Source organism: Candidatus Hinthialibacter antarcticus, from assembly GCA_030765645.1.
Classification (GTDB): Bacteria; Hinthialibacterota; Hinthialibacteria; order Hinthialibacterales; family Hinthialibacteraceae; genus Hinthialibacter; species Hinthialibacter antarcticus.
Genome location: JAVCCE010000058.1, coordinates 48,084 through 69,327 on the forward strand (window position 1 = coordinate 48,084; position 21,244 = coordinate 69,327).

Annotated in this window: 17 protein-coding genes; 5 read left to right on the forward strand and 12 right to left on the reverse strand. The window is 52.2% G+C overall.

The features are described from left to right. Positions 1–12 precede the first annotated feature (12 nt). Positions 13–2,064: an OmcA/MtrC family decaheme c-type cytochrome gene (locus tag P9L94_13930; protein MDP8245179.1), complete on the forward strand. Its 2,052-nt coding sequence runs from the start codon at positions 13–15 to the stop codon at positions 2,062–2,064. An 858-nt stretch (positions 2,065–2,922) separates the two neighbouring features. Here the strand turns inward: P9L94_13930 and P9L94_13935 are convergent. The 10 genes from P9L94_13935 to P9L94_13980 all read right to left on the reverse strand — a co-directional run bounded on the left by P9L94_13935 (position 2,923) and on the right by P9L94_13980 (position 13,103). Next, the gene (locus P9L94_13935; protein ID MDP8245180.1) at positions 2,923–4,683 is read right to left on the reverse strand and encodes a PQQ-binding-like beta-propeller repeat protein; all 1,761 of its coding nucleotides are present in this window, start codon (positions 4,681–4,683) and stop codon (positions 2,923–2,925) included. A 9-nt stretch (positions 4,684–4,692) separates the two neighbouring features. After that, positions 4,693–5,994 carry a 4Fe-4S binding protein gene (locus P9L94_13940; GenBank protein ID MDP8245181.1) on the reverse strand — a complete coding sequence of 434 codons (1,302 nt, stop codon included), beginning with the start codon at positions 5,992–5,994 and terminating at the stop codon, positions 4,693–4,695. Continuing rightward, positions 5,991–6,566 (reverse strand): 4Fe-4S binding protein, encoded by a 576-nt coding sequence (locus tag P9L94_13945; protein MDP8245182.1) that lies wholly within the window; start codon positions 6,564–6,566, stop codon positions 5,991–5,993. The genes P9L94_13940 and P9L94_13945 overlap by 4 nt, the downstream gene beginning before the upstream one ends. Further along, positions 6,553–6,789 carry a hypothetical protein gene (locus tag P9L94_13950; GenBank protein ID MDP8245183.1) on the reverse strand — a complete coding sequence of 79 codons (237 nt, stop codon included), beginning with the start codon at positions 6,787–6,789 and terminating at the stop codon, positions 6,553–6,555. Before P9L94_13950 ends, P9L94_13945 begins: the two co-directional genes overlap by 14 nt. Positions 6,790–6,817: 28 nt before the next feature. Next, entirely contained in the window at positions 6,818–7,825 is a 1,008-nt protein-coding gene (locus P9L94_13955; GenBank protein MDP8245184.1) for a hypothetical protein, read from the reverse strand. Between the two features lie 28 nt (positions 7,826–7,853). Further along, entirely contained in the window at positions 7,854–9,251 is a 1,398-nt protein-coding gene (locus tag P9L94_13960; GenBank protein ID MDP8245185.1) for a PQQ-binding-like beta-propeller repeat protein, read from the reverse strand. Positions 9,252–9,427: 176 nt separating this feature from the next. Further along, a complete protein-coding gene (locus tag P9L94_13965; protein MDP8245186.1) occupies positions 9,428–10,717 on the reverse strand; it encodes a PQQ-binding-like beta-propeller repeat protein in 1,290 nt (429 codons plus the stop codon). A 163-nt stretch (positions 10,718–10,880) separates the two neighbouring features. After that, on the reverse strand, positions 10,881–11,813 hold the full coding sequence (locus tag P9L94_13970; GenBank protein ID MDP8245187.1) for a C40 family peptidase: 933 nt from the start codon (positions 11,811–11,813) through the stop codon (positions 10,881–10,883). Further along, positions 11,810–12,853 carry a tRNA preQ1(34) S-adenosylmethionine ribosyltransferase-isomerase QueA gene (gene queA, locus P9L94_13975; protein MDP8245188.1) on the reverse strand — a complete coding sequence of 348 codons (1,044 nt, stop codon included), beginning with the start codon at positions 12,851–12,853 and terminating at the stop codon, positions 11,810–11,812. The genes P9L94_13970 and queA overlap by 4 nt, the downstream gene beginning before the upstream one ends. 7 nt (positions 12,854–12,860) lie before the next feature. Further along, positions 12,861–13,103, reverse strand: a complete 243-nt coding sequence (locus tag P9L94_13980) for a DUF2905 domain-containing protein (protein ID MDP8245189.1) — start codon at positions 13,101–13,103, stop codon at positions 12,861–12,863. Positions 13,104–13,208: 105 nt separating this feature from the next. Here P9L94_13980 and P9L94_13985 point away from each other — a divergent pair, with 105 nt between their 5' ends. Next, on the forward strand, positions 13,209–14,132 hold the full coding sequence (locus tag P9L94_13985; protein ID MDP8245190.1) for a zinc-binding alcohol dehydrogenase: 924 nt from the start codon (positions 13,209–13,211) through the stop codon (positions 14,130–14,132). A 549-nt stretch (positions 14,133–14,681) separates the two neighbouring features. Continuing rightward, positions 14,682–15,206, forward strand: a complete 525-nt coding sequence (locus tag P9L94_13990; protein MDP8245191.1) for a hypothetical protein — start codon at positions 14,682–14,684, stop codon at positions 15,204–15,206. Positions 15,207–15,435: 229 nt separating this feature from the next. Here the strand turns inward: P9L94_13990 and P9L94_13995 are convergent, their stop codons facing one another. Together P9L94_13995 and P9L94_14000 are read right to left on the reverse strand one after the other, a co-directional pair. Further along, the gene (locus tag P9L94_13995; protein ID MDP8245192.1) at positions 15,436–16,350 is read right to left on the reverse strand and encodes an exo-alpha-sialidase; all 915 of its coding nucleotides are present in this window, start codon (positions 16,348–16,350) and stop codon (positions 15,436–15,438) included. A gap of 72 nt (positions 16,351–16,422) precedes the next feature. Further along, complete coding sequence (locus P9L94_14000; protein MDP8245193.1) at positions 16,423–18,321, reverse strand: hypothetical protein; 1,899 nt, start codon at positions 18,319–18,321, stop codon at positions 16,423–16,425. 111 nt (positions 18,322–18,432) lie between these two features. Here P9L94_14000 and P9L94_14005 point away from each other — a divergent pair, with 111 nt between their 5' ends. Beyond that, complete coding sequence (locus P9L94_14005) at positions 18,433–19,605, forward strand: tetratricopeptide repeat protein (GenBank protein MDP8245194.1); 1,173 nt, start codon at positions 18,433–18,435, stop codon at positions 19,603–19,605. Between the two features lie 135 nt (positions 19,606–19,740). Then, the gene (locus tag P9L94_14010; protein MDP8245195.1) at positions 19,741–20,943 is read left to right on the forward strand and encodes a hypothetical protein; all 1,203 of its coding nucleotides are present in this window, start codon (positions 19,741–19,743) and stop codon (positions 20,941–20,943) included. Positions 20,944–21,244 lie beyond the last annotated feature (301 nt).

Consider the following 21,244-nt stretch of genomic DNA (forward strand, 5'->3'; position numbering starts at 1 on the left):
TCGAGGTGCAGCATGAAGAAGCGAAATATCTTAAGCAGAATTCTTGTAATCTGTATGATGATGGCGGCTCCGGTTTTCGCAATGGCGGCTGGCGGCTTAAGCGTCACCATTGATAATGTAACCATTAATGACGCGATGCAGCCTGTCGTGAGTTTTGAGATGCTCGATGATGGAGGAAACCCGGTTGCCATTAGCGATGTTTCCTATCGTTTTGCTTTTGCGCGTTTAGAAGTCCTCGATGCAGCCAAAGGCAGTTCCCGCTATGTGAACTATGTTGTCAATGTTCAAACGGTTCCCGAAGGCTACGAAAATGCAGGCGCCTCCGCCGAACAGGGCAGTTATGACAGCCGTGGTGCAATTACTGATTTTGGCGGCGGTCGCTATCTCTATACATTTGATAATGTGGTTCCTGCTGATTTCGACTCCTATTCAGGCATGACTCACACCATGAGCGCCCAGATTCAGCGCACCTATGAAGAAAAGAGTTACATTGCTAATCCGTTGTTCCACTATGTCCCCAATGGCGGCGAAGTGACGGAACTGCGCAAAGTCGCTACAACCGAAGGCTGCAACAAATGCCACTCCAGTTTGGCGTTGCACGGCAGCGGTCGTCGTGAGATCGGCTATTGCATCCTCTGCCACAACCCGCAATCTGTTGATCCCGATACCGGCAATACCGTCGATATGGCGGTTATGACCCACAAAATTCACATGGGTTCGAGTTTGCCCAGTGTCGAAGCGGGCGGAAGTTACAAAATCGTTGGTTATCGCCAAAGCACACATGACTACTCACACGTTGTGTTCCCTCAAGACATCCGAAATTGCGAAACATGCCACGCTGGCCCCGATGCAGAAGTTTGGAAGACAGCGCCTTCACGCGCGGTTTGCGCTTCCTGCCACGATGACGTCAACTTTGAAACCGGTGAGAACCACGGTTCCGGCATTCCGCAAGCGAATGATGATATGTGCACTCAGTGCCACCAGGCGGATGGCGATGAATTCGGCATCAGCGTCGCTGGCGCCCATACGATTCCTGTTAAATCAGCCAAAAACAAAGGGCTGATTGCAGAAATTATTGAAGCATCCAACACGGCGAATGGCGAAATGCCGATTGTTAAGTTCACGCTGAAAGATGGCGAAGGCAATTTGGTTGCTCTCGAAAGCCTGAGCCGCTTGCGTTTGATCGTTGGCGCTCCAACTAGCGACTATGCTTCATACTACAGAGAGGATATGCTTACGGATCCTCCTTCTGTGACATTAGATGGCGATGTCTACACCTACACCATGACCACTCCGATTGCTGATGATATTCAAGGATCAATCGCGTTGGCCATCGAATCTCGTATTAGCGTTCTCGTTATCGACGTAGCTGGTGAAGATGATGACGTTTCCGTGAATGAAAACACATTCAACCCCGTATTTTATGCAGCGGTTACCGACTCCGCTCCCGTTGCGCGCCGCATGACGATTTCACAAGAAAAATGCGAAGCCTGCCATGATCGCCTTGAATTCCACGGCGGCTCCCGACGCAATGTTGAATACTGCCTCGTCTGCCATAACCCGCGCACCAGCGACGTTGAAGAACGCCCCGAAGGCGTGATGGGCGGCGAATCGGTGGGCATGGCGTACATGATCCACAAAATCCACAAAGGCGAAACGCTGGAAAAACCGTTCTTGGTCTTTGGACATAATTCAAGCGAACATGATTTCAACGAAGTCTTGTTCCCGGGCAGCATCACCGAATGCAGCCTCTGCCATACCACAGAGGTTCCTAACTTGCCGTTGCCGAGTGGAGTCATGCCGATCGAATTCTTGGATAAAGAGCTCAATCTGGTCAAGATTCCTCCGACGACTGCTGCTTGCATATCGTGTCACGATAACGACGGCGCGATTGCCCACGCTGAATTGAATACAACTTCAGGCGGCGTCGAATCATGCGCCGTTTGCCACCAGGGCGGTCGCAGCTCGGATATCATTAAAGCCCACGAAGACGATTCGTTTCTGAACGTCATCGAAGTGCTTGGTTCTGATGATACGAGCGTTGGTCCATGGGATATTCACTAATCTTTGAAAATACCAGATGCAACAAATGCAGAATGGGCCTGCCGGAAACTTCCGGCAGGCTTTTTTTTTGTGGATGCCATGATTTTGATTACGAAAACGTATTCCGGGATATTAAAGAAAAAGACAAACTAAATCAGGCGTGGGCGCAACTCTGGGAGCGCCTGTGCAAAAAGGCCTGAAAGCCCGCACTGAAGCGAGCAGGGTTGTACCCACGCCAAACGCAGCGGAGGGGTATCAAATCGTTCATGTACATCATCCAAGCGACGCAGGTGATTGTGTGGAGCGGCTTTCGTAGGAAGCGACCAATAAGGCCGCCCGGAGACAAGCGGAATACAACACCGAGGAGTACGGCGATCATGTATAAGTTTCGTTGTTTTGCTACTTTTTTGTTATTGCAAGCGCAGTAAAGTTATCTCGCATTTCGATGCGTGAGCCCCTACCTCCCGCAGGCCGAGGCTTAGCGAAAGATACAGTTATGAAAACTCAATCCGCACATAATTCAGGCAACCGCTCTAAAACGTATTCCGGGATATAAATAAAAAGACAAATCAAATCAGGCTTGGGTGCAACTCTGTGAGCGCCTGTGCATAAGGGCCAGAAAGCCCGCACTGAAGCGAGCAGAGTTGTACCCATGCCTGATGCAACGAAAGAGGAAGAGGTGGCTTTTAGAGCGATTGAAATATAAACGCGCCTGTAGCCTGCCTGCCGCAGGCAGGTGTGCATAAGGGCCTGAAAGCCCGCACGGAAGCGAGCAGAGTTGTACCCATGCCTGATGCAACGAAAGCCCAATTGAATTGGTTGAAAAGTATCCGATTTACGGAAAAACCGTATTTCGTTAATCGTTTGTTGAGTTCGAAATTACTTGCTGCCTAAGCAATAGAGAAAGCGGTCGCCGCGAACAAAGATTCGCCCTTGAGTGAACGCGGGCGAGGCGAGAATCCACTCATCAATAAAGGGAACTTCTTCCGCTTGCTCAAATTCCGCAGTCGTTTTGACGCGATAGGTTTTACCTTTTTCGCTCATCATATAAATCCATTCGCCAACCAGAACCGGCGATGATTGAAACATATCGTCCATCTCGTGCTCATAGAGCATCTCGCCCGTCTCGACTTTGTGACATGACAGCGTTCCCATCGTGGTCAACAGCCAGATCAATTCGCCGTCGGTCACCGGGCTGCCGATATCGGGCGCCATGCAGTCGACATGCCAGGCAACGTGCGATTCGGTAACGTCGCCGCTGCCGTCTGTTTTGATCGCGGCCATCCATTCATTGGGTTGAATCACAATCGCCATGTCTTTGGCGATTACGGGCGAGGGCGCGAGGTCGGTTCCCATCATGGTGGCGCGCCACAGTTCTTCGCCGGAGTCGGCCTTGTAGCCAATCACCCACGGTTCCGAGACGGTAATGATCTGTTCGCCGCTGTTGGTTTTCGCCAAAATCGGCGAGGTCCAACTGTTCGCCACCGGGCGGACGGTTTGCCATACAACGCTCCCCGTCTTACCGTCGAACGCATACAGGACAGACGTGTCATCGTCTTCATAGCCCTGGTCATATTGCACGATCACTTTGTCTTGATAGCACATCAGAGACGTGGCGTAGCCGTACACGCTGTCAGGGACGCCCAGGTTTTTCGCCCACACGCGGTTGCCGTCAAAGTCAAACGCGACCAGCGAGCCGTCGAAGAAAATCGCATACACGCGGGCGCCGTCGGTCGCCATGGTGGAGGCGGTACGGCCTGTGCCTTCCATGACGCGCGGTTCTTCGCTGGGCGCGCCGGGAACCATGCCAATCGGTTTGCGCCATAGCAACGCGCCGTCTTCAGTTGAATAGCAGAAAATCTCTTTGGTATTTTCATCGGCGCCCGACATGAATAAGCGGTCGCCCCAGACGATAGGCGAGTTGTTGCCCTCGAGCAGGACTTCCGTCTTCCAGATGATGCCGTCGCCGCTTTCGCCGTCCCAGGTTGTCGGGGCGGTTTCGTAATGGGCGACGCCTACGCCGCCCGGCCCACGAAAACGCGACCAGTTCTGGCGAATTTCTTCTTGGGTCGGAAACGTGACTTGCGGCGCCGCTTCGGCGATTTGCTCGGCTTCGTCGGATGCTGAGGGCAGATCAACGCCAGGGGCGAACCCCAACGCCAGAGCGCCTGCCAACAAGACGATGGATGAGCCGATGACGGTTTGCCGCGCTTGCGTCGTCGCATTGGCTTCGCGCAGCGGGTCTTTGTTCTTTACTCTCTTCTTGGGTAATTTCTTTTGCATCGCGACTGTCTTCTTTAATGCGAGCAACAACACAATCACGCCCGCCAATAGCAAATATTTGCCGCGTTTAGAAAACGCCATCCGTTCAAAATATTGCTGACGCAAAGCCAGATCGAGGTCGCGAATTTCACTTTTGAGTTCTTCGTTTTTAACGTCCTCGATTAACAGCGCCTTCTTTTCCGCCATTTGTTGAGAGTAAATCCGTTCTTTTTCAGGAAGCCCCGACTGGGCGGCGGCGTAATTGTAGGCTAGAAATCCCGCGACCAGGATGCAATAAATCGCGGCGACGACCGCGATGTTTTTCGCAGAGGAATCCCACAGGTCTTCGAAGAATTGAAAGCGGTTTTTATTATTCATCACGTCTCACTATACAAATGAAGCTGATTTGAGTTGTTTCAGGCGTTTGCGCTCTAATGGACACGAACAATAGCAACGTCCGCAAGCCAGGCAGTCTGAGCGGTCGGCTTCGTAGGCGATCCGTGTTTGTTGGACCGAATGCCAGATCAGTTTCAACGCGATCACGAAGCCCAAAAACGCGCCGAGTATCCACCCGCCCCATACATACTGCTCGCGAATCCGCCGGGCGGACTCAAACAACGGCGCGGCGGGTTGTCCGCTGTCGCGGAACGATTGGCTGGCGTCGATAAAGCCTTCGACCGCGCCCGCGTCTTCGAGCGCGATGCGTTCCGCCAAGCGTACTGTGTAATCCATCTGTGAAAAGGGAGTAGCGGAAAACGATCCGGCCCATGCCGCAACAAGAATAACGACTGGAGCCAAAACGGAAAAAAGAACCAGTCGTTTCTTGTCAACTTCGCTGGGCGGCGGGGCGTCGTCGGGCGTTGGTTTGGTGATAGCGTTGAACGGACAGGCGTCTTCGCATGAATCGCACTGCACGCAGTCGCCGCCGGGGCCGACGGTGACGCGCCATTGTGAGAATTGTCCGAATGCTTTTAGCAAGACGCTATAGGGGCACAGATACAAGCAATAAGGCCGTCCGATAAACATGCCGATGATGAGCAGGCACACGCCCAATGTGACCACCGTGATGCTGCCCGTCAGGCGGAAAAACGAAACGAACGGATCGTACTTACAAATAATAAACGCGCTGCCCATCGCGGCGAACAATACGGCAGCGCCGAAATAAACGTATGTGAGCATCCCCAGCGCCTGGTGCAGCCAGCGGGGAACTTGCATCGGTTTGATTAACACCAAATCTTGAATCGCGCCCAGCGGACATACGCCCGCGCAAAAGACTCGCCCGAAAAATAACGTGAAAAACAACGGTAAGAGAAAAAACGCGACCGCCGCCAACGGCAGCGAATAATTCGGGTCAAACAGCGCCAGCGTGACGTTTTGAATCGCCCCGATGGCGCAGATGCAGCCTTCGCGGTAAAAGCCAAAATAGAGCAGCGAAAAAATGGTGAGATAAAACACGCCCTGGCGGTTGCGTTTGTGAATCGAAAAATACGACGCCAGCGACAACGCCGCAAACAACACGGCGATATCCACATAACTCATCACAACGCCGCGCGGGGCGGGCGTCTGCGTCATCGGAAATGTGTAGCCGCTTTCAAAATCCGGCGGCGGAAAGCGCTGGACGTCTTGCGCCCAGCCGCTCAGTGAAGCAAGCAGAATCAATACAGGGATGATGCGGGCCATGATGTTCATTCGGGTTTGTTCTCTATTTTCAGTCGGTACGGTTTGCTTTTCGGGACGCGCACAAACGCGTCGGCTGGACACGCCAGCGCAATCGAACATTCGTTGCAGTTGAGGCAGCGGTCATGGCGCACTTGCAGATAGAGCGAGGCGTTGCCGAAGGCTTCGCACCACTTCACGCATTTGGCGCAGCCGATGCACAGGCTCTCGTCAATGGTGTAGTCAAAATAGGGGTCTTCCACAAACGTGCGGATAATCGCCCCGGTGGGGCAAAGTTGGTTTTCGGCGCCGGTGTCGAGCGCGCTAGGCGCGGCGTTAAAAAACCCGGTGCAGAGTTTGCAGTAGCCGCACATGGGGTATGACTGAACGCACTTCGACGCTGATTCTTCCAACACGCAATGAGAAGCGCAGTTGCCGCAGGAGATGCACTTGTGCGGGTCAATCTGCCAGACGTAGTCTTCGGCTTGCACGCGGCTAACCAGATAGCCCGACGCGCCGCCCATGCTGAGCACGAAAAAACTGCGGACGCCGTCTCTGAGTACGCTACGCCGCGTGATTTTGGTTTCTTTCTTAGGCTTGTCCATGGCGGCGCTCCTGGGTGGTTTTCTCTTTTAATGCTTGCGGCAGCGAGCAATCATCGAAAGCGCCGCAACCCTGGCATAGTGGAAACGGCTCGCAGTCGCTGTTTGCAGACGGCTTCCGCAGCAACGCGCCGCCGCCGATCAGCCCTAAAAATCCCAGCGCCGCGTAGCGTCCGGTTGAGCGCAAAAATTCGCGTCTTCGTTTCATGGTTTCAAAGAACCGCATGTTGCATCTCCTTGAAGCAGGCTCGGTCTTAACTCATTTTCTTGCTGTAGGCTCTCACTTCTGATTGGGTCGGGTCTAACACCAAAACGCGCCCGTTTGAATCGACGACTGCATCAACGCCGGAAGCGCTGAAGCACGACTCCGGGCTTTGGCAACCCGCGTCATGTTTTGAAAACTGTTCGGGCGGGGCGACATAGCCGACAAACTCGCCCGCTGCGTCGTAAACCTTCACGCGGACGATGCCCTTCTCGCAGGTGATGAAGCCTTGATTGTTGGGCAGCAGGGCAAAATGGATCGGGTTGCAGCAACCGCAAAAGCGGTCGGGCTTGGTCATCGAAAACGCGCCCCACCATGCGGTCATGTCGCCCTGGAAGTTGAAGGTCTCGATGCGGTGCTCTCCGGTATGCGCGGCGTAGAGTTTGTCTTCGCCCGCAACGGCGACGTCAAAATAAAAACTGGGAATCGCAAATTCGCCGAATGTATTGATCTTGTTTCCTTCGGCGTCGAAATGATGAATGGCTTTTATGCCCGCGTCTGCGGCGAAGACGTGATTTTCATACTGAGCAATAGATGTGATGAGTCCTTTTTCGCCGACGGGGTTCCATTGGGCGGTTCGCTGACCATCGGCGTTAAAGATTTCGATGTGGTCAGAGAGTCCAAGATAGATCGGGCCATCGTTTGAAACTTCGATGGCGGAAATTTCGGTTTCGGTTTGAATATGAAGTGAACGGGGCTTGCCTGCTGAATCAAAACTTTTGACTTGCGTTCCACTGACGGTATAGATTGCGTCGTTGCGGTCAATCGCGATCAGCCGCGCATGGTCAAGCCCGGTTTGAATGCGCGGCGCCGATTCTTCATAGAGGTGCAAAGCGGGGTCGGATTTCAGCAAGTCCGCCAACGGGAGATTCATTGGGTCATTGGCGACGGGCTTTTCGCCGAACAGGTCAATGCGGAAAATAGAAAACACCGCGCCCGCAACAGCGGCCAGGATCAAGCCGATAGTCCAGCGTTTGGAATGTGATATTTTTTCTTCCATGATGCCGCTCCTTCTAGAATCTGCGTCTTTAGTCGGCTGCGACTGCAATGCAAACCATCTGGGTCAGGTCGCGTAAAATCATGCGTCCCGACGCCAGCGCAATCGGCGCCCATGATTCATGTCCGTGTAAAACTTGCGTCTGATCGACCAGATGAAATTCATCGGTTCGCGCTTCAACGCGGGAGAGCAAGCCTTCGTCGTCCATCACATAAATATACTGTCCGGCGATCATGTAAGGCCCCAGCCCGAATTTATACGCCGGGCTGCTGGCCCAGACCTCGTTGCCGTCGAAATCCAGGCAAACCAGTTGACCGTCGGGGCGTACGCCGATGATGTGGTTTTGAAATAAAATCGGCGTGTGTTGGGTCGAGCCGAATTGCTTGTTTTCGAGTTTGAATAAAATTTCTGGAACCACGCTGCCGTTGCTTTCGCTGACGCTGAGCTTCATCATCATCGCGCCTGCGCCGTAACCGCCGCTGAAGAACACGCGGTTTTCGTCGATTACCAACGGCGAGGGTACGTTCGCCATGCGGATGGTCCAATCGGGCGTTTCCCACAGAATGCTGCCGTCTTCGGCGGAGACGCCAGTGACGCCGCCGCTGGCGCAATAGATGTAGGTGCGCTGTCCGTTGAATTCCATCGGCGTGATCGAGGAGTGGGTCATTTCCCATTGGTTGGGGTTGGGTGTTTCCCAGATGGTCTCGCCTGTTTCGATATCGAGCGCGACCATCAGCGCCGAACCGCTGGGCGCGAGAATCAGCCTGCCGTTATCGACCAGAGGGTTTTGTCCGGCGTACCAGGGCGGCACTTCGGTCCCGTAGGCGAAAACCAAATCAAGCGACCATTTTTTCTCGCCGCTCTTGGCGTCAAGGCAACTGACGTGGCACTTGGGGCCGAGTGAAATCACAACGTCGTCGGTGACGTAGGGCGCGGTGCGGCTCATGCCGTGGTTGCGTTTGACGTTAACGGGGTAGGTGTATCGCCATATTTCTTTGCCGTCGTCGAGCGACAGGCAGCGCAGCGCGTCTTCTTTGTTGTCGCGGTCATAATCCATCAAATAGACGCGGCCATGTTTGACCACCGCGCCTGCGAACCCTTCGCCGACCTCGAGACCCCACAGTTCTTCAAAGCCGCCGTCTTTAGCGATTGGTTTAAAATTTTCCTGGCTGATGTTGTCGAAATTCACTCCGCGAAAGCAGGGCCATTCGCCAGTCAGTTCCGATGGAACGCCGTCGGATTTCGTCAACAGTCCAGCCGGGCCGGTGCGGCTGCGTTCAGAAGCGGCGCTGTTTTGGGATTTATCCATGCCGGGAACGCGGTGTTCCAGGCTATAGGGGCTGGAGGCGCTCAACCAGAATAGGATCGATAAGATTCCGGCGGCAGCGAGAATGGTAGAGGCAATTTTGCCCGTCAACGATGTATTCATTTGGCTTCTTGTGTTGTGACGAAAGATGAAATCGTGTCTCAGTATATAAGTACGACCGAAGAGCCTAGCGATACGTTCATGATCCCATTATTCAATCTTGAATTTTGAACATGCAATCACGATAAAATCGCCCTCGCCGAAGATTATACATCAGCGAGGGCGTAATGTTTACTATTTTAACGAACTTTAAGGCATTTAATCTGGGTCTGGTCGCGAACCAGCAGTTTGCCGTCAACCAATGCCAGCGGGGCCCAATTTTCGCCCGGCTCCAGCAGTTTGGCTTTGGCAAGCGGCTTGAAGGCGTCCGGCGACGGATCAACCAAATACAGTACGCCGTCTTTGCCGTCTGATATAAAGATCATGTTGTCGGCGAGAATCAAACCGCCTTTGTCAAAGATCGGGTCGCGTTCGGTTTTCCATTTGACGTTGCCGTCCAGGTCCATGCAGATCAGGCCGTCGCGTTGCTCGTTGGTGGTGCAGGGGCCGTACAGATGGCCTTTGTATAATAAGGGTGGATGGCAATGCGCATTATACGCTTTGGTCTTGAATAGCTCTTCCACTTTGTAATCGCCGCCGTCTTTGGTGACGCGAATCATCGCCGAACCGGCTTCGTAGCCGCCCGTGATAAAGAAGCGTCCATCGCCAATGGCAACCATGTTGGGAATCGGTATCATGCAGCCCCAACCGTTGTACTTCCACAAGGTTTTTCCATTGGTGGGATCAAGCCCGGCAACTGCGCCTTGGTTTTGCGGTTGGATTTCAGCGCTGCGGTTTCGGCGGTCTATGACTGTGGCGCTAATCATAACAATATGGTCTGTACCGCCTATCGAATACACGGCCGGAGATACATAGCCCGCGCGGCCTGTAAAAGGCTCAGACGCCCAAATTAGTTCTCCGGTTTTGGGGTTTAACGCGACGACCTCGGTTTGTTTGGTCATCGGCGCTACGATCAACATCCCCTTATAAACCAATGGGTTTTGTCCGAATCCCCAGTTGAGAGACTCGCCTTCGCCAAAGCCGTCACGCAGCATTTTGTTCCAGACGGGCTTTTTGGTTTTCAGGTCGAAGCAATACAGGTGGCCTTGTTGCCCGATGGTGTAGGCGAGGCCGTCGGCGATGGCGGGGGTGCAACGCGAACCGCCGTGGCTGAAGCGGCCCGGCGCGTCATATTCAAACGACCAGTCGAGTTTACCGGAGGCCATGTCGATACAAAGAAAGATATCTTTGTTGGGCTGGCGGTCTAACAGATAGGCTTTGCCTTCAGAGACGGCGGGCGCGCCGTAGCCAATGCCGAGCGGCAGCGTCCATAAGACTTCGGGGCCGCCTTCGGGCCATTCTTTTAAGAGGCCGGTTTCGGGTGAAGTGGCGTCGCGGTTCGGGCCAAGATATTGGGTCCAATCTGCGGCGAAAGTGCTTGTCGATAATAGGGTTGTGAGTGCGACGAGGGACAGAAATAATCTCTTCATTATGGTGCGTCCTCCAGGCTGATGGTCAACTCAGGCGCAAACTCTGCCTGAATTATTAACTAGGTCGCTCAAATGTAGCAAAATGTTCATCTGATTTCTATGTGGTGATGGTCTCCCGCGTTAATCATTGATTCAGTCACTCAAATTTTAGAGAGGCCTATCATTACGCCAATAGCCGTTTTCCGCAGACGAAGCGTTCGACCAGATTGGGTTTTTCTTCCCAAGTGCGGATGCACACCTGGTTTTCATCTTCGGCGTGTGCGAATGCGCCCGGATCAATCGCAACCGCGACATGAGAGATGCGCCCCGCCGGGCCGCTGAAAAACAGCAGGTCGCCCCAGCGCAACGCGTCCTTGGTTTGCGGCGTCGCGCAGATACGCCCCGTGAGGTATTGCTGGTCGGCGTCGCGCGGCAGGTGGACGCCGATGGAGCGATAAACCGTATTGGTAAATCCCGAACAATCAATGCCTTGTTTAGACATCCCGCCCCAGACGTACTTGGTTCCCAATAAACCGTTCGCCGTTTTTTGCATGGTCTTGATGCGCTCGTCGTGGTCGGGCGCCTGTTGATTGATGGCCGCGACCCAGGCGGTCGAACCGACGGGTTGCAAGTGCGCCGCCTGCGCCCAGCCGATGTATCCGTTGGCTGAATGCAGCAGAAACGCCCCGCATTCATAGCGCAACAGCACCAGCGCATCGCCGGGCAAAGCGGTATCCATACGCTCCGTCTGATCGGTGTTGGCGTAGATGGGGCACTCTTCGGTAACGATTGCATAACTATTGTCGCCTAAGGCGGCAGCAGGCAAGGGGATGACTGCGCTCGAGTCGCAGGTCCCGCCGAGATGGGCGACGGCTTTTTCAAGAACGCGCAAACTGAACGGGTTTGAAATCCACCCCTCAATTTTGAAGGGGTCGCAACTGACCGCCCGCACTTGCCAGGCTTGCATACGCAAGTCGGAGTGGGCGCAATGACCGATATAGTCGCATAAGGTTTGAGCGGAAGCCGCGCCATTAAGGGATGGAACGGGAATGTCATCAAGAATGGCGTGGATTTTACGCCGGGGATACAACGGGGCCATGATTTCGTCTCGATTCATAAGATCACCATCGCGTCGCCGTACGAAAAAAAACGGAAGCGGTGTTCTACCGCATGGGCGTAGGCTCGCTCGCGTAAGTTGTTTCCCATGAATGCAGAAATCATCAGTAATAATGTCGATTTGGGTAAATGAAAATTGGTTATCATTGCATCGACGATTTTATAGTCATATCCAGGATAAATGTAGATCCGCGTCGAGCCAGCCCCGGCTGCCAGTTCGCCGTTGGCTCCAGCGGATTCCAGCGTACGCGTTGCTGTGGTGCCGACCGCGATCACCCGGCGGCCTTCGCGGCGGGCGCGGTTGACGGCCTCGGCGGTTTCGGGCGGCGCGTCATATTCTTCTGCGTGCATGATGTGGTCTTCGATGCGGTCCACCCGCATTGGCAGAAACGTGTCGAGCCCCACCCGTAATGTGACCGACGCGGTCTCAACGCCCTTTGCTTTGAGCGCATCAAACACCTGCGGCGTAAAGTGCAGCCCGGCGGTGGGCGCCGCAGGCGAGTTATATTCAAACTGGTTGCGGGCGTAAATGGTCTGGTAGCGCTGGCGGTCTTCGTCGCTGCATTCGCCGTTGTCTCGCGCAATGTAAGGCGGCAGCGGGACGCCGCCGTGCTGCGCCAACACATCGAGCCATTCGCCCCGCCACTCAAACGCGACGATAAAGCGCCCGCCGTCCAGCGTCTCGCGTACCGTGCAAGACAGTGTCTCTGAAAATACGACTTGTACGCCCGGTTTGAGCCGTGAAGCGCGATAGGCGATGACTTCCCAATCGGTGTTTGACTGAGGCTTAAGCAGCAGCATTTCAATCTGTGCGCCGCCCGGCGTCTTGGTTCCAAACAAACGCGCTGGAATCACCTGGGTATCATTGAGAACCAGCAGATCGCCTTCTCGCAAAAACGAAGGCAGGTCAGAAAACGCGGCTTCCTGCAGCGAGGCGTCATCCCGCTTCACTACAAGCAGCCGCGACTGGTCGCGTTGTTGCGCGGGATGCTGGGCGATGAGCTCTTCGGGCAAATGGTAATCGAATTGCGAGACGTCCATGTGTGGTTTATTTGCTCCCACCGCTGAATAGATTGAGCACAATCGTAAGGATGACCGAGATCACGATGCAGGTGACGACGGGAAAATAAAACGAGACGTTGCCGGATTTATTTTCCATATAAATATCGCCGGGCAGTTTGCCCAAAAACGGGACCTTGGGGCCAAACCACACCGCTAGCCCCAGCGCAATGAGAACCACGCCGAATAGGACGAGCGATTTGCCGATGCTTGCAGAAATTCCCGGTTCCATAATGCTCCTGCGTCGATCCACTGGATGGACGCTAATCGTGTTATCCTGTATGTATATCTTATCTGATTTATGATTGTTTTCACTGGAGAGCGCGGCTTGAGCGACGTGTTAGTTTTAAATTCTTGCGGCGAAGTAGAATTTCGCCCGGTTGAAGCCGCTTCGCCCGGCGCGGGCGAGGTGCGGGTTGATGTGCATCTCACCGGTGTCGAGCAGGGGCTTGACCTTGCCGCGTTGCGGGCCGGGCGCGAATCACAGCCGGGAGGCTGGGGCGTTGGCAAGGTGCTCGAAGTGGGGCGCGGCGTTTGCGGGGTGCGGCGCGGCGAGTGGGTGCACGCGCTAATGGCGCATGGCGCCCGGCAGGTATTGAAGGCGGAGAACGTGTACCCGCTGCAATGGCTGCGTAAGGAATTCGCCGTCTTCGTCGGCCCCGGCGTACACGCATTGCGTTGCGTCCACGCCGCCAACATTCGCTATGGCGACCGGGCGGCGATCTTCGGCATGGGCGCGGTGGGGCTGATGGCGCTGCAATTCGCCACGCTCAACGGCGCTTCGGAAATCATCGCCCTGGATGCGCACCAGCCGCGCTTACGCATCGCGCAGCGTCTGGGCGCGCACGGCGTGTTGCAACTCGAGGAGCCGTGTCTGTTTCGCGACGATATGCTTCAGATGGACGCGGTGGTCGAACTCTCCGGCCATGATGACGCGCTGCGGGCGGCTCTTGCCAATGTGCGTAAGGGAGGAACCTTTGTCGCGGGCGGGGCGGGCTATTCAAGCGAGGCGCTAGGGCAAACCGCCGACGCGGCCCAGCAGCAGAGCGTTCAGTTTATCTCTTCTATTGAATCTACCAGCGAAGACCGCATCGAAGACCGGGTGATCCGCAGCCTCGACAATCAGCAGGTGATCGTCTGGCCGATCATATCGCACATCCTGCCGATTTCCGACGCCCCCGCCGCCTACCACAGCATCCAACAAAACCCCGAAACATACATCAAAGTGCTTTTTCAGTATGAAGGATTTTTTTCCAGATAACTAATGATAACCTTAAGATAACTAATGATAACAATAGGATACCTTAGGTGTTTTTTGTTGTCGAGTATAATTACCTCTAATAATTGAAGATAATCACGAAAAGTATTTATTTTATGGGTTTATATGTTGCAACTCAATATTCAGTTGGTATATATATGTAAATGAAAATTCATCAGCCTTTGATAGGTGTGTTTTTAGTATAAGTACTATTAACATTGAATAAAATCAATTGTTGACATTGAGGTTACAAGAGGATACAATCCTCAATTGAATAAGTAAATATTCAGATTGATTTTTTTAAGGAGGTGATGGCGATGTTTAGAATAAAAAATGCCTTTTCTGGCTAATCGCATCAATCCAGAAAAGGCGTAATACAAGAAAGGCCTTCTATTCCGCAATCCCTGATCAAGGTGGTGGAATAGAAGGCCTGATGCACATCTTACGATGTGTTAATTTTTTTCTTTGAAGTAGTAAATCGAAATTTGCTTGCGCTCAACGTGATCATATCAGAGCGCTTTATTTATAAAGTAAACTTTCAAGGATTATATCATGGCTTCCCCACAAAGGCGAGCAATAGAGGAAAAACGTTTAGAATTAAGGTTAAGTCTTTGGCCAAAATTGAATGTTAATGATCTGTGGAATAAAAAAAAGAATCAAGGATTCACAAATGTACCAAGGACTATCCCAATCATCTTAAAGATAATGGACAGTATGTCTAAAGGGCGTCCTGTCTCATCTGTATACTTAGATTTATGGTGTCGCTCATTTGACGAGTCATTTATAACACTAAATAAGTCGAAAGAAATGGCATTTAGTTCTGGTTATACTGGTCAGCGTGCAGAAAAAACTTGGGAAGATAGGTTAAAAATATTAGCAAAGCTCAAATTTATTGACCTTAAATCAGGACCACATGGTGTTTGTAGTTATGCTCTAATTTGGAATCCATACCTTGTAATAAAAAATCATTATAAAGAAAAAAAAGATGGTTTAACAGAAGATTTATATAATGCACTTTTAGCAAGATCAGTTGAAATAGGAGCTCGTGACCTTCTTTCTAGAGAGAATAGTGAATAATTGTATTAATCACCCTTTTATAGCGCTGGGCGCCGAGCCAAGGCCGTGCAGCGAAGCAGCCCACCGATTACCTGATCTCATCCTGGGAATAAACGCACAATCTACTCCCTCTCCCGCTGGGAGAGGGCTGGGGTGAGGGCTTTAATTTCGATTTCAAAACCTAATTCTAAACCCTCATCCTCCGCTTTCTCCCATAGGGAGAAGGGACTACGCCCCTACTTCAATTCACTCAGCGAAATAAATTCCAGTCATCAACTTCGGCGGGCGTGAACTTGCCTGTCGAGGTGATAAGGGTGTTTCCGTTATCTAAATGAACCACGCCCGGATCGCTGCCGAATCCGGTATGTTCATAGGCTTGGGCAACGCCAAAATCGGCGCCGTCTGCGGCGTCGGCAAACCACATCGACCCGAACAGGCCTTTACCTTTAACCAGGGTTCCATAAAAACGCACCCGCCCGTCAAGAAAGACTGCGCATCCCAACCAGTTCTGCCCGAGTTCGTTCACCAGGTCGTCTTGCCGTTCGAATGCCAGCCCATCGCTTGAAGTCGCGTGATATGCTGTTCCCACCGCGCCCTGAATCGGCGAGTAAAGATGAAACTCATCATCCGTGCGGACCACGGCGCAATCAATCATCGGCGCATCGTCAACGCCGAAGCGCTCGCCTTCTTCATAGACGTAGTGGATTCCATCGGTTGAAACGGCTGAGTAGATGCCCGTGTTTTCGTTGAGGACGCGTGATGAATCTGGATTGCCGGTGAAATACATTCGCACCCGGCCATCCGCCAGAGCGACCAGGGTAGGATCAAATTGTCGGGTAATGTTGGAAGGCAAGTCGATGAAGTCTGCGACTTGCGGCGGCGACCAACCCGTCCCGCCGTCGTCAGAAAATCTCACTGCGATCTTATTGACTGCTTCGGGTTGGTCTTCGGGGAACCATTGAAACGCAGCCAAAATGCGCCCGCTTGAAAGTTGAATGATCGTCGAAACGCCTGCGCGTAATGCCAATGGCCCTGTAGCAGCCGGGTTATCGGGGCCGACGCGGGTTAGTAAAATGTCGAGGTCGGCGGGCGACATCTGAGCGCTTGAGATAAGGCAGCATGTTACTAGAAATGCAACTAGAGAAAGTGAAAACCGAGTCTTCATAAGATGCTCCTGTTTGATCGCAATTAAATTAGAATAACATACATTTTCCACGCATGAATTAATTGTTGAATCTCACAGATTTAAGTCTTGCTTTACTACTGCGACTTCCCAGGGCATGACTTTGACGCGGAACGTCATCTCGCCGTTGGTGGTTTCATCCTGGATGGTAGTTCCCGTTTGATGAGGAAACGCAGGGTGCAACACAAAGTGGTTGTTCGCTTTCATTTCGCCCTTTGAAAACTTGTCGTAATATTTGATGCTGCATTCCACCGCCTCGTCGTTGAAGTTGGCGAATACAACCAGTTCGTCCTTGTCGTGGTATTGATAGATGCTGACCCCGTTGGGCGCCTGCGCGTGGATGCCGCGAATGGGCAGAAACGACTTTTGAATTTCCTGGACCACTTCGTCCGGCCAGTCGGTCACCGCGAGCGGACGCGGCGGCAGAAACTGCTCGCGGTCTGGGCCGAATTCTTCATGGCGAAAGGTGGGGAAGTTGATCGTGCGAATCAAGCCGACCCGTTCCCCGCGCGCGCCGTAAATGTTTGTGAATAAAATCGGGACGGTCGCGCCGTCAACGATAGCGGCGACATGAACGCGCGCCTCTTCGGGCCACGGCAAAGCGCGTACCTTGTATTTCCCTTTTTCCACATCAATGGTTTTGTCTTTCACCCAAAACGCATCCACTTCGACCAGCGGTTGATTCAGGTCAAGCGGTTCCGAATACCCGGCGAATTCAGCCATTTCCGGTTTATCAAGCGCTTGGATGAAGTCGGGCGTGGTCAGCCAATGGCCGCCGCGTCGAATACGCTCGATTATGATCGGGTCGTCCGCCGCTTGTCGCGGTAGAAAGGTATACGCGCCGGGAGAATAACCAAACGCAAGATCGCTAAACATGACCGGCGTCAGCCCCATGCAGGCGAGGTAGTCATAAATAAAGAGGTTCGCTCCGCCTTGTCCATCGCTGGCTTCGCTGTGGGCGGGTTTGTACGAGGGGATGCCGATCAGCTGTGCATCGCCGACGATTTCGCCCAGTTTTGAGACGGCGGTTTGGCGCTCGCGAAACGGCGACAGGCATTCGTTGTTCGCGACGATGCTGCCGGTTTCAAACAGCGTGAGTTCTCTCGCGCCCGCCAGCACAGATTGATACGCCTGCATCAAGTACGCCCCCGGCGTACAATCGCCAAAGTCAAACCAGGCGCCGCCCATTTTGTCGCCTGCGAACGATTTGATGTACGTATAATTGATGAAGCCTTGAGTCGGTTGAACAAACCCGAAACGCACGGTATCCGGGTTGCGGGTTTCGGTTCCGACCCAAATGCGGTCGTAGAGGGTGTGTCCGGTCTCGACGTTGTATCCAAAACGATGGAAGCGGTCGTACCATTGTGGATACTTCAAAATCACGCGAATTTCCGGGTTGGCCTTTCGCGCCGGGGCGGTAATAAACTCTTCCGAAATCTGCGTCATCAGTTCGAGGCGATACTCTGACCACGAGCGCTCTCCCCGCGCTTGTTGAGAGTCGGCGCTCTCGTCATCCGTCGCTAAAAAATCGTCGATGATTAATTCGTCGAACAACGGAGCGATTTTGCTGATATGATCTGCGAGGTCGCGTTGAGTTTTTTCGGCTTGATAATTCATCCAGATGCCCGGCTTGTCTGAATCAACGCCGAAGCCTTTGCCGAAGATGGTGGCGACGCCTGCGCTGACGCTGATTTCATTGGCTTGCAGCGCATCGCGGGCGGCGGTTAACAGTTCAAACGGGGCCCTCTCGACGCCGCGGATGGTTTCTAAATAGACGTGCTGAATGTGGAGACGTTTCAACGCGTCAATCGTCGTTTGGCTTTTTTGCGCATCGCCGAACAAACTCGAAACTTGCCCTGCCGTGACATACGTTTGAAATTTCACTGGCTGCGCATAACCGATTGATGCAATGACAATAATAAGAGAAAATACTGCGATTCGAATCCGGTGCATGTAATTGTTCCTCCCCAGGGGATGCCATTATCCTATGTGTATCATGCGTGAATGGCTGGTCGATGTCAATTTAACATATTCGGACAGTATTGTGATTGGCAAATTACGAAAATGGTTTTAAAGAAGGTTATGATCTCACGATATATAAAAACGACGCTGTCGATTTGGCTGCTGTTTCTCGGATTTTCGTTTGCGGTCTTTTCTTATTTGGCGTATCACCCCCAAACGATACTTGTTGTAGAAGCCTTGCAACCTGGCGCGTCCTACGACCGGGCAAAAGTATCTCTGTCCAATGGAAATATTGAGGATGCGCTGAATTCATATCAGCGTGGAGTGAAATATTTTAAACAACTGTATCAAGAGTCGGGTGAAGACCGCCACAAAATATTCATCAGCCAGGGGCTGCTTGGAATCGCGCACATCTACAAAAATGTGGCGAATCCACCGCGCTTGATCGAAGCCGACGCGTACTATGTTGAAGCGTTAGGCTGGCACTCCGACTGGAACTTGGCTCAGCCTTATTATTCACTGGGCGAAACCCGCTATAAAGCGCAGAAATACGCAGATGCGATTAAGCCTCTGACCTCTGCGATCAACAAAGGAATGGCTCCTATTACATTGGAGGCGCTTTATCTACGTGGTTTGTCTTATACGCATCTAAAGCAGTATGGTCGTGCCGCGAAAGATTGGTATCAGTATCTGCGCTTTCAGTCGGCTCCTATCCCAACCGAACGCTGGAACCAGATGCTAAACCTGCGAGACATCGACATCGAAACGCCTGAATCCATCTACATATTGGGTCGCGAGCGCTTTGCCCGCGAAGAACCAGAAGAAGCGCTTCAATTATTTGATAGGCGCATCGCTCTAAATCAATCCGATATATCGACTCAATACTACGCCTCTGTTTTAAAAAATAATGCGATAGACGCAGGGTTTGGGGAACGCTCCCTGTCTAGCATCTTTCCGCCATCTGATTCAGGGGATGAGGTCCGCCTTTGGGAGCGCTATATAGATGTCTACGCTGCCCAGGCGATAGAGGCAACAATAAGCGTTGCTATGTTGTTCCGTGGAACGACATCAAACCCTCAACGGATCCAATTTGAATTAAATGGCGCTGATTTCTTTGAAATCATTGAAAAAAACGCCGCAATCAACATTTATGAAATTTCTTGCAGCTTTTCTCCCGGGAAAAGCGTCATCCTTATACGAGAGGTTGACCCATTCAACCAAATTGATGGAAGCGGGGTATTCTTACGCTCCATTACCATCAATTCCCAAAATTAAACGAGAGATGTTTGTTTTCATCTTTATGAATAACAAAAAGGGATGTTAAATCGTTGTGACAACAGACGTACAGGCTTTAATGCTTTGTTACCCATCCCAACTTGTTAGTTGACCCATAGAAAGGACCGTTCAGGAATGAACCGTTCTGTGTTAATTCAATCAATTTCTTTTTGCAGCGTCCTTATCTTTGCTTTGATGTTTGTCGGCTGTTCAAAGCAAGCCGAAGAACCCGCGCCAGAGCCGCGAACCCTCTCCGTTACGCTATTACAGGTTAACGGCTCGCCCAGCATCGAAGCGTTTGAAGCCAAAATGGCGGAATACGCCTCTGGAGACGAACTCTTAACGATCAATACCCGGGCGAAAGCGGTATCCGCAACCAGCACCAACGCAGAACTGATTGCCGCCATCGAAGGCGCTGATTTGGTGATTTTCCCCTCACTGTTAAACCGCCAGTTGCGCGAGCAATCCAACGCCTTTCATCCGGTCGAAGCGAACAGTTCGCTGCCTGACCACCTTGCGTCTGCCTACACCGGCGCTGACTCGTCAAGCGCGTGGGCCGCTGCTTTAGCAATTGATCCGATTGTATTCGTCCAAAAGGTCGGCGTCAGTCGAACCGCTGGTTTCTCGGGCCCCATGACAGAATGGGGGCAGTTGCGAGTCCTGACAAACCTCGAAAGAAGTCGCGGAAACCAAGAGCCGTTCTGGGTCTTTATGCAAAACGATAGCGCTCTACAAGACGCATGGGCGTCATATTTTTTGGCATTTAGATACGCTTCTTTGCCTGCGGGCCTCTACGAACAATGGGTAAATACGGTCCAGCGGGCCATTATGGATGATGCAAATTCTATTGTGCCAAATGCGGATGAAAACAGCGTCAGTTCTTTTCCTTTTGTGAAAAATATAACTGATTTCATGCAATCTACTGCATACTTTACCTCGCTACGCTACTCTGAATTATCTGGAGTGGGCGAAAAGGAACAGGCAGGATTTACGTGGAGCCTGTTTCCCTCTGAGAGTGGAACATCAACTGCATGTTACGCGATCGCCGCTGCGGTTCCGCTACTGGCGGCCAACCCGGACGACGCACAGGCCTGGGTAAACAAGGCTGTAACAGATAACGAAACATGGTCATCTGTATTGAATGGGATCACAGTGAACACGGATGGACTGAAAAATTCACTGAATTTACCCGATAATTTTCGCTTTTTTCTACGCGAAGGTTCGTCGAAAATTCCGCCAGATGAGTTGATCAAAATGTTTGAAAATAAACCGGAAAATTTAAATGATGTCGTTGAGAAGATTTTTCGGGACTTCTACCCGGTGCAAAATGGTGTGTAGACATGTGTAAATGGCTGCTGCACACTAATTTTTTTAGAATTAGCGTTGACAGCGATTTTTGCTTGTGCTAGAGTTTACGAACTTGTGTGGTGACATGAACCAAAGTTTATGGATATTAGGCACTTACAGCGGAAAAAGATGGAAGAAGACCTGGAACGATCAGCCCAAATGCCCTAACTGCCTCTTGTAACTGCGGTTGCGGTTGTAGTTGTATGTGTATCTGTGGGGTGTGCGTTCCGATGAAATAGAAGTGGGAGAGAGGCGATCTCCCTGTTTTTAACACTATAGTCGGTTGATCTGT